Source organism: Heliophilum fasciatum, from assembly GCF_004341395.1.
GTDB classification, from domain to species: Bacteria; Bacillota; Desulfitobacteriia; order Heliobacteriales; family Heliobacteriaceae; genus Heliophilum; species Heliophilum fasciatum.
Window position 1 is genome coordinate 41,579 of sequence record NZ_SLXT01000013.1, and the last position, 12,743, is coordinate 54,321.

Annotated in this window: 9 protein-coding genes; all 9 read right to left on the reverse strand. The window is 52.4% G+C overall.

Going from position 1 to position 12,743, the window contains the following annotated elements; translation table 11 throughout:
- Positions 1-37: 37 nt before the first annotated feature.
- The 9 genes from EDD73_RS08375 to EDD73_RS08415 all read right to left on the reverse strand — a co-directional run bounded on the left by EDD73_RS08375 (position 38) and on the right by EDD73_RS08415 (position 12,564).
- The gene (locus EDD73_RS08375) at positions 38-1,936 is read right to left on the reverse strand and encodes a two-component system sensor histidine kinase NtrB (protein ID WP_131919334.1); all 1,899 of its coding nucleotides are present in this window, start codon (positions 1,934-1,936) and stop codon (positions 38-40) included.
- Positions 1,937-2,087: 151 nt separating this feature from the next.
- Positions 2,088-4,103, reverse strand: a complete 2,016-nt coding sequence (locus tag EDD73_RS08380; RefSeq protein ID WP_131919335.1) for a molybdopterin biosynthesis protein — start codon at positions 4,101-4,103, stop codon at positions 2,088-2,090.
- Between the two features lie 15 nt (positions 4,104-4,118).
- Positions 4,119-5,363 (reverse strand): molybdopterin molybdotransferase MoeA, encoded by a 1,245-nt coding sequence (locus EDD73_RS08385; protein ID WP_131919336.1) that lies wholly within the window; start codon positions 5,361-5,363, stop codon positions 4,119-4,121.
- Positions 5,364-5,457: 94 nt separating this feature from the next.
- Positions 5,458-8,064 carry a right-handed parallel beta-helix repeat-containing protein gene (locus EDD73_RS08390; protein WP_131919337.1) on the reverse strand — a complete coding sequence of 869 codons (2,607 nt, stop codon included), beginning with the start codon at positions 8,062-8,064 and terminating at the stop codon, positions 5,458-5,460.
- 446 nt (positions 8,065-8,510) lie between these two features.
- The gene (locus tag EDD73_RS08395) at positions 8,511-9,785 is read right to left on the reverse strand and encodes an O-acetylhomoserine aminocarboxypropyltransferase/cysteine synthase family protein (RefSeq protein WP_131919338.1); all 1,275 of its coding nucleotides are present in this window, start codon (positions 9,783-9,785) and stop codon (positions 8,511-8,513) included.
- Positions 9,786-10,046: 261 nt separating this feature from the next.
- Entirely contained in the window at positions 10,047-10,277 is a 231-nt protein-coding gene (locus tag EDD73_RS08400; protein ID WP_243116844.1) for a (2Fe-2S)-binding protein, read from the reverse strand.
- A gap of 122 nt (positions 10,278-10,399) precedes the next feature.
- Positions 10,400-10,807 carry a DUF350 domain-containing protein gene (locus EDD73_RS08405; RefSeq protein WP_131919340.1) on the reverse strand — a complete coding sequence of 136 codons (408 nt, stop codon included), beginning with the start codon at positions 10,805-10,807 and terminating at the stop codon, positions 10,400-10,402.
- A gap of 24 nt (positions 10,808-10,831) precedes the next feature.
- On the reverse strand, positions 10,832-12,070 hold the full coding sequence (locus tag EDD73_RS08410) for a glutathionylspermidine synthase family protein (RefSeq protein ID WP_131919341.1): 1,239 nt from the start codon (positions 12,068-12,070) through the stop codon (positions 10,832-10,834).
- 26 nt (positions 12,071-12,096) lie between these two features.
- The gene (locus EDD73_RS08415; protein ID WP_131919342.1) at positions 12,097-12,564 is read right to left on the reverse strand and encodes a hypothetical protein; all 468 of its coding nucleotides are present in this window, start codon (positions 12,562-12,564) and stop codon (positions 12,097-12,099) included.
- Positions 12,565-12,743 lie beyond the last annotated feature (179 nt).

Consider the following 12,743-nt stretch of genomic DNA (forward strand, 5'->3'; position numbering starts at 1 on the left):
TTGGAAATATATATTAGGTAGATTTTCGAACCAAACGTTAATCATCCTGCTGGATCAGCGGAAAACGGATCGCAAAGGTCGTCCCACTTTTCCCGGTATCAATCTTCAATTCGGCTCCATGGGCCGCAATAATATTAAAGCAAACCGCCAACCCCAGCCCAGTCCCCGTGTCCTTCGTTGTGAAAAAAGGTGTTCCCAGCTTACTTAGCACGTCCGGCGGTATGCCGGGACCTTGATCTTGCACTTGGAGCACGACGGCGTCGTCTTCGGCGAACGTTCTTACCGTCACTTTTTGGTCATGACCGCTGGCTTCAAAGCCGTTTTTCACCAGATTCAACAGCACTTGCCGGAATTCCTTTTCCCCAAACAACACATCGGGTACGTCGCCCAATTCAAGGATCAAGCTTCCAGCATTGGCCCCCATCAGCGGCGCAATCGATTCGATGGCCCGGTTAAGATTCCCGCGCCGCAAATCAGCAATTTGCGTACGTGAGAGCGAGAGAAATTCTGTGATGATCCCATTGGCACGATCAATTTCCTCGATCATGATCTTAAAGTACGATCCGGCTGCAGCACATTCTTGTTTGAGTTGTAGCAATTGTAAATATCCGCGCACTGCCGTTAAGGGATTGCGAATTTCGTGGGCGATGCCGGCGGCCGTTTGCGCCGTCAAGCTCAACCGGTCCAAACGAGCCATTTCTCTTTCAATCCGTCGCACCTCCGTAATATCCCGGCCGGAAGCGTAGATGTTTTCTCCGGAACGCACCATATTCCAGGCGATTAACCGCTGTTCTCCTTGACGGGATTGCAAAAGTGTTTCAAAGGCTCCGGAGACCAATGCGGACCCTTCTATGTTTTTTTCTTCTTCCCGATTGGAGATAAACTCAAACAGTGAATGATTGACAATCTGCTCTTCCGGTAAGCCCAAGAGCCGTTCCAGTGCGGGATTATGCCGCCGAATGATCCCCGATTCATCGATGATGCACAAGACGTCATTGGTAAGGGAAAAAATATGGACCATGTCTTCTTCGGCACGTACCCGTTGCCCCGTCTCCAGGGACAATTGCTCACTCACCTTGGCGATCTCTTGGCTATCGGCTGAAACTTTTTCGAGCAGGAGTTCGATTTCAGGAAGCACATTTTCTTTATCTTTCTGCACCGCTTTGGCCGCTTCCGACATTCCCAGGGCCGTTAACACGAAGCCTTTGATTTCACGCTTCATCTGGTGATAAATCCGCCGGGCCGCCATCAAAAATGTCAAAGCAAAGATGAATTCCACCGAGACGATTTCCATCGTACGTAAGATGATCGCCCGGTTGATGGAACTGCGGTGCACCGCGGCCCATGCGTAGGCAACAATCTGCTGATCATGATAAAGGGGACGCAACGCATACATGGTCGGCTCGTCCCAAAATTGATTATACCTGTACGTATCGGTCTCGCCTTGGATATCAAAACCTAACAAACGCCGGGGATCACGTGTACCCAGGCAGTCTGCTTCTTCTCTGCTTGGCTCCGGTAACTTGTAGGAATAAGCAAAAACACGAATATAACTTTGACTGTTTTCCGCGGCAGCCACAATCTGCTGCAGATCATTGGAGTAATAGCCAAAATCAATATTCGGGTAAAGTTCAGAAAACTGGTTGGCCACCGGTTGCAATACACGGTGCATCTGCCATTCTAATTCTGCTTTGGTTATTTTTCCGGCCTGATACGCTGTTATGTATTCATTGGCCCTTGCCGGATACTGACTTTCCATCTGTTGAATCGCACTGAGCATATCCAGCTTGCGTTCATATCGTTCTTTCTTAAAAAAGCCGATATGCACCAGGCCTGTGAGCAACAAGGTGTGCATCACCACCACCAACACGACGTTCACATAGACCCGGCGGGTAATCTGCTTGGGAAACAACCATTTTTTGATGGTATTATTCATCCTTATGTACCTCCGGATACATGTATCCGTCCATCTTGCTGCATGCAGTATGATCTCCAAAGGTTTTCATGCTATCTCCCTATTATATAACAAACGCAAAAAAAGAGCAGACCCGGATCATGGAGATGATCACCAGGTCTGCTCTTTCTCTTTATTGTACCTGCACCGTTTCCCCGGCCTTGCACAAGCTGTAGCCACCCAAGGCTTCTATTTCCCGGCGAAATTCCATTGTATGCAAGATCTCGATAATCGCCTGCAAACGCTCATCATCAGGGGAAAAATTAAGAAGCAAGTCATATTGTTCCTGGGCGATCGGTATAAACGCCAACCCCAACGCTTGCGCCGCCGCTTGCACACCGAGGCCGGCATCAGCTGTACCGGAAAGTACCGAAGCGGCGACGGCCATGTGTGTGGCCACTTCTTTTTCGTAACCATTGATTTGACATCCGTCGATATTGGCCTTGCCTAATTCCTTATCCAAAAGCATGCGCGTACCGGAACCGCGCTGCCGGTTGACAAAAGTAAGGCCGGGGCGAGTCAAATCGGCAAGACTGTGAATCCCCAGCGGATTCCCTGGCGGCACGATCAGTCCTTGCTGGCGCAGGGCCAGATGGATCAAGCGCCCCGTTCGCTCGGTTTGCCCCGTCGGATTCGTCAGATCCATCGGGTTCGTCGGGTCCGTCAGATCCGCTAAGAAACCAGGTACGTATCGTTGGACAAAAGGCAGATTATATTGGCCGGTAGCTTCATCGAGCATGTGAATTCCGGCAATATGAGCTTCATGGTTGCGAATGGCCATGATGCCGCCCATACTGCCCACATTGGCGCAGGACAAAGAAACATGAGGCATCCGGCGCCGCAAATAAACACCAAGGATCTCCAAAGCCAAATCGTGACTGCCTACGGCCAGAATCGTATGCTGGGCTGGCCGGGCGTGACGTAATAGCCTTATCGGCAGCGGTGTGCTTGTATTGACACCGGCATCGGCCGCATCGATGCGCATGATGCCTTGCGCTTTGGTGAGCGAGGAGATCAAGCCGGCCCCCCGGCGTACTGGAACGGCGATGGTTTTCCCTTCTACCTGGCCCACCGATACGCGGAGGTATTCCTCCATGCCGATCGTGGAAGGCACCGGCTTAACCAGGCTGGCCGTCACCGTCTCTTCCGAAGTAGCCGTCAGGGGCAGCTTTTGCCGGGCTTGCGCGACATCACGCAGAAACAACTCAGCCGTCAGCATCGCCGACACCGGATAGCCCGGCAAGCCGATCACCGGCTTACCCTGACAGACGGCCAAGATCACCGGTTTGCCCGGCTTCATCGCCACACCGTGAACAAGCACTTCACCAAGCTCGCTTAGCACATCGGCTGTATAGTCGTCCCGCCCGGCCGATGTACCGGCAATGACAATGACCATGTCACTTTCCCGCAAGGCCGCTTCCATCGCTTCGACGATACACCGGCGCTCGTCCTTGACGATCGGCCGCCGCAGCGCCGTAGCCCCCCATGAGGTCAAGGCTGCGGCCAGCATCGGTGAGTTAATATCCAAAATCTTGCCTGCCTGCAGTTCCTCCCGGCTGGCTACAATTTCATCGCCCGTCGGTATGATGGCCACTTTCGGCCGCTGAATCACTTCGATCGCTTCCACGCCGGCTGCCAGCAAGGCGGCAATATCGGCCGACGTGATCACTTCATGTTCGGCAATGACCATCTCACGGGCCACAATATCTTCTCCGATGATGCGCACATGCTGCCACGGCGCTGCTGCCGCGATGATCTCCGCCATGCCGTCGGCCCAGTGCACATCTTCGATCATGATCACGGCATTCGTTCCATTGGGCAACACATCGCCTGTATCGATGGCATAACAGCCACCGGCAGCAAAAGGTTCCCCCGGTTGGAGCAACCGGAGTCGCTTAGGCGCTGTTTCTTGGGCCCCGAAGCTATCATGGGCACAGAGGGCAATCCCGTCCATGGCGGCACCGTTATAATGAGGCACCGATTGCCGGGCAAAAACGGAACCGGCGGTGATGCGGCCCAGGGAAAACTCCACCGCTACCGTTTCACAGGGAAGCTGCTCAAAATAGCCCTGTTCGTCCAGCTTTTGCCACCACCGCTCTTGTGCCTGCTGTCGCTGTAGGCAATGGAGGTAGGATTTGTTGCCGAGCACAGTGGTCGCCCCCCTTTATTCCCGGCTGCGCGTAAGCATGATTTTCACTTGTTCACCGTCATAAAGCCCGCTTTGATCCGCCGGGATATGCAGCATGCCGTCGGCCTCCGTAATTAAACCGATCAGCCCCGATTTACCGAGAATCGGCTCCGCCCGGTAGCTTTCTCCCTGCGGGTGTAGCCGTATCCAGAAAAAATCATCTCGGCCCGGTGTCGAAGCCAGATTGCGCCCGAGAGAGGCCGAAACGCGATAGGGCTCTGTGTACTCGCTTTGCCCCGACAGCAGGCGCAACGCCGGTTTGACCACTTGCTCACTAACGACCATGGCCGCTACCGGATGGCCCGGTAAACCAAAGATCGGCACCTGATGGATCATGCCGAAAATCGTCGGTTTGCCCGGTTTTACGGCGATGCCGTGAAAGAGTACCCCCGGATCACCAAGCGCATTGATCGCTTCAACAGTGTAATCGCGAGCACCGACGGAACTGCCTCCGGAGATAATCACCAGATGATGATCTTTAGTGGCTTTTTGCAAAGCCTCGATAAAATCGGCACCACAGTCCCGGACGATGCCCATCAGCGTCACTTGACACCCGGCTTCCTTTAGCATGGCACCGAGGGCATAGGAGTTGACGTCGCGAATCTGCCCCATCTGTACCGTCTCATGAATATCAACGAGTTCATCACCGGTGGAGATCAAGGCGACTTTGACCCGTTGACGAACTAACACTTCGGTGATGCCACACGCCGCCAGCACACCGATGTGCCCCGGTGTGATCTTTTGCCCTTGCTTGACCATCCGTCGACCGGCGCTGACGTCTTCGCCTTTAGCGACCATATTTTCTCCAGGCGCCACGGGTTTCAAAGCCAGCAGCGTTTGCCGGTCCGGCTGCTCTGTATATTCCAGCATGATCACGGCATCAGCGCCGGCCGGGACCATACCGCCCGTTGGAATCGCCACGGCCTGCCCAGGGGCCAGTTCCATTGGCGCCGCCTGCCCCATGAACACTTCACCGATAACTACAAAAAAAGCGGGCGCCGTTTCACTGGCGCCAAAGGTATCAGCGCTGCGCACGGCAAACCCATCGACGGTGGATCGGCTGAAGGGCGGCAAATCCTCGGGAGACCTAAGATCCTGGGCGGCAACCCGGCCGAGCGCATCGATGAGCAGTACCGTCTCCGGAGCGACCGTCACACCGGCAAGGCTGCCCGCAATCCGATCGCGCGCCTTGTCCAGCGGCAAACATTGAAAAAAATCCATGCTCCCTTTGTTCATCCTTTCAACGATTGGTGTGTTATTCCTTCATTACTATCGATGTTACCGCTTCATGAAAGCCTATATGGATTTTGACTGCTTACACAATTTTCGGCTTGGCCCCTTCATCGATAAATATTTCATCGGCGCCGTTCATCTCATAGATATTTTTGGCGATATAGCCGCCGGCATGATCCATGACCGCAATGCTCTGCAGCTTATTTTTTTTGCAGATGTTCTTTTTCACCGTCGGTTGCGCAAAATCAAGCACATAAAAACCCGTCATTTCATTGGCTTCGCATCGGTTTTTCGTCGAAGTGCCCCGGCTCTCATCGCCAAAGGTAATCCCATGCTGGTTTTCATGGCAATAATTGTCCTCCAACAAGGGACTGGCTTTTTCGGCTACACAAATTCCCCAAAAGTTATGGCTGCAATGATTCCCGAACACGTGGGCCGGTGATTCATTGGCCAGATAAATACCGGCATCGAGATTCTGTTGACAATCGTTGCCTTGGATCAGCAGCGGTGCTTTGCTCATGGTCTTGATCCCTGACTGCCGATTATGATGACAGACGTTGTCGATGACTTTGCCGTGACTTTCTTCTTGCAAGCAAATGCCCATTGACCCGTTGGCCGCGCAATAATTTTCTTCCAGGACCGCCTGGGCCTGTTCCATAACCAAGATACCCACAGATTTGTTTTGGATACAGGCATTTTGGCAAAACAGCCCTGCTGCTTGCTCGCCCACAACGATCGCCGATTCGTTATGCAAGCAAATGTTTCCCTCTACTTCCGGGCCGGGTTCACTTTCACCGATGACATAGATGCCGAATTCATTGTCTACCATCTCATTTTCCCGGATAAAGCCCTGTGACGACGCATCATAGCCGGCATAGCCAATACCGATATGGTTGCCCCAGCAGCGATTTTTTTCGATGAGAACCGTGCCTTCCGTTTCGGCGATAATGCCAAAACCGTTATCAATACACTCGTTTTGGCGAAGGGTACCGGAACTGTTGTCTTTGTAGGCAATGCCGGAGCGAGCCTGCTGGTAACATGTATTGCCGATGGCATCAATGGCCGCCTTTTCGCTGATCTCCAGGCCACAAAGATTGTCAAAAAAGCGACTATGCTGAATCGTACCGCGAGTATCACCGGAAATCATCATACCATAGCCATAGCCGGATGATTCGTCCTGATCAGCTTCTTGGTCTTCATGATAAAAACCATGAAAAGAGCAATTGTTAATCTCCATCGTTCCACCGGTGATCTGTACACCGTTAACGTCCCAGTGGCTTCCGGTATATTGCACCGCCAGATCTTGTAGGCGCCATTCATGGTTACCGGCAAAGATCATCATTGCTTCTTTTCCCGCGTAAGTAAGGATCGTCTTGTCCGCACCGGCCCCATGCAACGTTAACGACTTGCGGATTAGCAAGGTGCTGTTCAAGTGATACGTACCGGCGGCCAGATAAAGTCGCTCGCCCGGCTGCGCTTGTTCAATAGCTTGTTTAAGGGCATTACCCTCAACAAGCGATGACATAGGTAGCCTGCATGGTGTACCTTCCTGACTTGTGCTAACCTGCCCAACTCCGTCCTCCACATCAGTGACCCCGTTCTCCGTAACGGTAACTCCCTTATCAGTCGGCTCCTCCATGGCCAATTGTTCGGCAAGTTCGTTGATCCTATGGGTCAGTTGCTCCCAATCAGTAAGGATCGTACCGTCACCCCGACCAAGATTCCGCTCGATGGCCGCGACGCCTTTTGCCACATCCCATCGCACGCTTGTATCAACGACGCTCCGCGCATCGCGCAGCCAGGCTAATCGCTCCACAACAGCACCGGCCGTTTCGGCAGCTTGCTCTGCTTCGATAAGCTGTTGTTCGATTTCCTCTGTAGCCCGCTGGATCACGTCACGAAGGGTGGCGCAAAAAATCGCGGCCTCTTCCTCATAGCGTTCAAACCGTCTTTTCCAGGCTGCCGCATCGGGATCAATCGTCTCATCAAATTCCTTCTGGAATTGATTCATCGCTTCCATCACCTGATGATCGGCTGGATGAATCCTTTCAAATTCCCTTTGTAGCGATGCGTAGAACCACTTTAACACATAAAGTTGACGATTGATTTGATGGAACAGAGCCAAATGCTCCGGAAGTGTTTCCCCAATAAGCACAAGGAATCCCGGCGCCACAGCTTCGACAGGCCTCCACCGCCGTTCCAGTTCCTTCAATTCATCCCTATCGTCTTCTAATGCTTTTTTGTTTCTTTCACTTTGGTCCATCGCAGCACAAGCGTCCTGGTATTCTTTTTCCTTTTGCGCCAGCCACGTGCCTAAGTTAGTCACCGTATCACCCAAACGGGCCATCAGCTGCGCTGCCTTTAGCGTTGTACCTTGGCCGGCGCTCTCCCCTTGATTGTCTTGACCGGCTGACTCCACAAGCTGCTGAAAAACTTCCCCATGCTCCGCCATTTCTCGAAACTGCGCCAGATCATCGGGGATCCTGTCCAACGCCTGGGCCAGTACTTCCTCCGGTGAACCTTCCAAATATTTTGCCGGCAGGGTCTCCACCGTAACGACGGTCCTCCCCGGTAAGGGATATGGATCAACCCGATCCTGTTGGGGAGATCCACCGCGTTCCTCCGTTCCTTGGAATTGGGATTTGAGCATACATAAAACTGCAGCGATCAAACGCGCTACAGCAATCAAGCCAAGGCTCCAGACGATTGAGCTAATGGTGAAGCCCTCCTCGGCTTCCTGCCGTCATTTGCTCATATTCCATCATTTATCACCCTTTCTCATACGCTTTCTCATCCCTTTGGCAGTTCAACCGGTTACAGCCTGGTTGCAGCCAGATACAACGCTCCAAATAAGTAGATTTTTTGCTTACATTCCTGTTTGTTTGTATATATCGATAATGGCAAGAAATTGGTTTAGCCCATTTTTTAAATTTTCCCACTCCTGCATCATCTTGTGTTCAATCGTGTTTTCGACAATCCCCAGGAAGTTCCTCCCCTTTACCGCCCCTTTTCCCCGATACCAAACCAAAGTCCCCCTGCAAGGCCTTATTGCCTCATCAGGGGGACCGTCATCAGGGGGACCGATTTTACCTATGGAATTCGTCTTCCTTACGCAATTCGTTTTTCTTACGCAAATCAGTTTTCCTTGGCTGCCGCCAACGCTTGGGCTAAGTCTTCAATAATATCATCGACATTTTCCAGACCTACCGAAAGCCGTACCATCCCCGGCGAGATCCCCGCGGCTGCCAACTGCTCATCGCTTAGTTGCCGGTGGGTAGCGCTGGCCGGATGAAGTACGCAAGTACGGATGTCGGCCACATGGACCACGTTCGAAGCGAGCTTCAACGAATCCATGAATTTCACGGCCTTTTCTCGGCCGCCTTTAACGACGAAGGAAAGCACACCGCTGCAGCCCAGGGGCAAATATTTTTGCTGCAGTTCCTTGTGCTTACTTCCTTCTAACCAAGGATAGTTGACTGATTCCACTTCTTCACATTGATTCAAAAAGAAAGCAATCCTCTCGGCATTGCGGCAATGTTTTTCCATGCGCACCGCCAACGTTTCAAGACCTAAATTCAGCAAAAAGGCGGACTGCGGTGCCGGCGAAGAGCCCAGGTCCCGCATCAGTTGTACCCGTGCCTTGACGATGAAAGCGGCAGGGCCAAAGGCTTGCGTATAGACCAGCCCATGATACGATGCATCGGGCTCGGTAAACTCCGGAAACTTCCCGTTGGTCCAATCGAATTTGCCGCTGTCGACGATCACTCCACCGACTTGAACGGCTTGTCCGTCCATATATTTAGTGGTCGAGTGGATGACGATATCGGCACCATGTTCGATGGGTCGGCAAAGCACCGGGGTAGCAAAGGTGTTATCGATAATCAAGGGCACACCGTTTTTATGGGCAATGGCGGCAAATTTTTCGATATCCAACACGGTCAGCGCCGGGTTGGCCACGGTTTCACCGAAAACCGCTTTGGTATTGGGGCGGAAGGCTTTTTGGATCTCCTCTTCCGAAGCATCGGCATCAACAAAAGTGCATTCAATCCCCATCTTTTTGAGCGTTACGGCAAAGAGATTAACCGTCCCGCCATAGATGGTAGCTGCGCTGATAAAGTGATCGCCCGATTTCATGATGTTCAGGATCGCGAAAAAAGAAGCGGCTTGGCCCGACGAAGTACATAACGCACCGACGCCGCCTTCTAAGGCAGCGATTTTTTCTTCTACGGCCCCAACGGTGGGATTGGCCAGACGGGTGTAGAAATAACCGGACGCGGTAAGGTCAAAAAGTTGACCAATATGTTCAGTTGAATCGTAGGTATAGGTGGTGCTTTGGTAAATCGGCAGTTGACGGGGCTCACCGTTGCCAGGCTTATAGCCTTCGTGCAGACATTTCGTTTCGATTTTCATGATTAGTGATTAACCTCCTATGTATCGAATTCGGGTATCAAGCAGATTGTCCATCTTCGTAGGATGAAGAAAGCAAAAGCAGGAGGAAAGAGTTGAAGCAGATGTCAATCTTGTGAAAAATATTATAGCATTACGCGAAAGAAAGCGAAACTCCCCTGTTGATAAGCCCGTAAGCAGGTACGCTTTGAAAAAAGCGCTCTCGCTTACGGGCCTTTTGTGTTGATCCGCAAAAAATCAAATGGGCTTTGCAGACCCTGGCACTTACTTTTTCAGCAATTGAGCGACGTAGGATCGCAGGTCATCTTCACACTGTCCACAAACCGTACCGGCGTGGGTCATTTCCTGGACTTTTTCCAACGATGTTGCGCCGCCGGCCACAGCGCTTTTAATCTCACCGTAGGTGATTTCTTCACAAGCACAGATGATGTCACTGTCATCCATAAAATTATCCCCCAGCTTCCAGCCAAGATTCAAGCCAAACCGCTTGATCAATTTTAGGTTGCCTTTGGGGACGCAAAGTTATGCAAATCACAGGATGTCACCGGGCATGAGCGCAATGGCACAGGGGAGCGCGCCGACGCTGGGTTGCCGTATCGCTCAAGAAGAGCGCGCGTTCAGGAGATCGCCCCACTGACGATAATCGCAGTCATGAGCATTAACGCCGCCGCGACCAGCGCTACGGCCGCATTCCCTTCGCGAATCTTTTCACCTATATTGATTTTCGGCGTTGCCAATTCAAACAATACATAAGAACCAACGGTGAGAAGAATACCGACAATTCCCCAGATTATCGCCTGCACGATCGTCTCATTGCCGATGACTGCATGGTACAAAATCAAAGCGATGGCGATGGCTTGTGCTGCAACGACAATGGCAGCAGCCGTATTACCATTAGAAATTTCTTTCCAGTCATCATAAGGGGTGATCCAGTGCAACAGTAGCTGTGCCAGGCCTTGGAGCAGTAAGCAAACAACCGTCCAGAGTGCCGCATTGGCCATACTCGCCGTTTCAACGCCCAACATGCAAACTCCCTCCCCATCTTCTTATTACTTCTCCACCAAGGTGGGTACCCAGCGTACATTGGCCGCACCGATAACGTCAGGACCCAAGCGGGTAAAGTAACCGCCAAACTCCCCCATAACTCCCGGTTGCCGGGCAATACAGAACGTGCCGATCGTCGGAAAAAGCGGCTCGCGAACCACCCGTCCGTTCCGTACCGTCGGAAATTCCAAGGCCGTTACGCTTACGCCCTCCTGGTACACAACGTCACCAAAACCGGAACTTCCGGGCTCTCTGGGCTCTAGCTTGCGAATACCTCGGCCTTCACGGCCATGAAGAGGTTTCTCAAAGGTGATCGAGTCCATCAGCGCCTCCCGCTCAAAGGCCGTGCGCGGCAGATGGCGATCAATGGCCTCCTGCGCCGCCGCGGAAAGTCGATCTCTGGCGATCCAAGCCACTGCCGGAAGCGCTTTGGAGTGCGCAATTAGCGTCTTTGGCGGGTTCACCAGCCGGACGACTCCGGACTCAAGGGCAGCCATCATGGCAGCACCGCCCCGGTCTTTAGCCATCCACTCCACCGAGTAGTGCGAGTAGATCAATTCCGCCCATCGGCCCCCGACCGTCGCTCCCTCGGGGCCCACTTCTAAGGTGCGAATATCACCGACAAAACTGTTGCCATAAGCTTGCGCGATATAGTGCAAAATCGCCCGTTCCTCCGGATCATCCAGAAAACCGATGACAGCAACGGGTGAGCTTAGGGAATTTCCACCCTGAACGGTCACGGAGTTCGCCAAAGAATCAAGTACGCGACTTGCTGTATCGGCGTTCGGGTCCAAGAAGCCAGGGTATTCGCAGGTTATTAAGCGTTGGGCACTGGTGGCCTCGAGAATTCCTCCCGGTGTCTCCGCGTTAAACTCCAAAAGCTTCGGTTCTCCGTCCGCACCAACCATCCAATCGAACCGTCCGTAGGCAGTAAGCGCAGCAATATCATCACGAAGGCAAAGACGATGCAATGGCTCGGGGATCCCTAGATCACATAGCAATTCAGGAAACTTTCGAACCAGCGCCAACATTTCATTGTAAAGAACAACGACTCGCCCATGGGCCTCTTCCATGGCCCGGCACTCACGGGCGTTGAGCACCATAGCCGATAAATTCAAATAATGGTGGCCACAGGCATCAAAGGCCCAAGACAAACCGCCTTCGATTAACCCGGCAAAGAAGGCTTCCCACTTATCGATGTACCGATCCCCCTGCCCCAAAAGCGGATGTTCCTGTATTCGCATCCCAAGGCTCCTTTGCTCTTTTGGTTTTACCCGCTTGATGATCCGCTACGGGAAGAACTGCTTGCAGACCCAAAAGACGATGAACTACCCTTTGATGATCCAAAGCTGCTGGAACGTTGACCCACCGTGCCCTTCGCCGTTGAGGACGATTTCGCAACATAGTTTGGATTGGCATTCCACCCGGTCGGGTACTTTGCCCCGGTATAAGGGACATAGGTATCCCCTTTTTTGGCTACCAGCGACGCTCCACTGACATAGGGGCCCGTAAACGAACGGTAGGGAATGTAACGTACGCCGTCGTGCACGAAGATGGAATCGTCATCTTCTTCTTCGTATTCTTCTTCGTATTCTTCTTCATCATATTCCTCTTCCACCAAGTCACCCTGAGCAACTTGGCTTGTGTCATTGCATCCAGCCAGGGGAAATGTAAGAACGCCGAGCATCGCCGCGATCGCAACGGCGCGACTGCCCCGCAACCAGAACTTTTCGGGCATCTCTCACTCCTCCTTTTTCTCCAACTATCCAAAAAACATAACTCCGGCACGACAATCATGCGATGCCCCAACCCTTTACCCAAAAGGATCATTATACGTTATAATATGTAGTATAACGCTACTATGTAATATAACAAACCGAAACATGCCTAAGGAGCGATTCAAATGGCCAACGCCCG

Coding starts and splice junctions, on each gene's coding strand:
- EDD73_RS08375 (WP_131919334.1), bottom strand. CDS start 1,936: ATGAATAATACCATCAAAAAATGGTTGTTTCCCAAGCAGATTACCCGC.
- EDD73_RS08385 (WP_131919336.1), bottom strand. CDS start 5,363: ATGGATTTTTTTCAATGTTTGCCGCTGGACAAGGCGCGCGATCGGATT.
- EDD73_RS08395 (WP_131919338.1), bottom strand. CDS start 9,785: ATGAAAATCGAAACGAAATGTCTGCACGAAGGCTATAAGCCTGGCAAC.
- EDD73_RS08405 (WP_131919340.1), bottom strand. CDS start 10,807: ATGTTGGGCGTTGAAACGGCGAGTATGGCCAATGCGGCACTCTGGACG.
- EDD73_RS08410 (WP_131919341.1), bottom strand. CDS start 12,070: ATGCGAATACAGGAACATCCGCTTTTGGGGCAGGGGGATCGGTACATC.
- EDD73_RS08415 (WP_131919342.1), bottom strand. CDS start 12,564: ATGCCCGAAAAGTTCTGGTTGCGGGGCAGTCGCGCCGTTGCGATCGCG.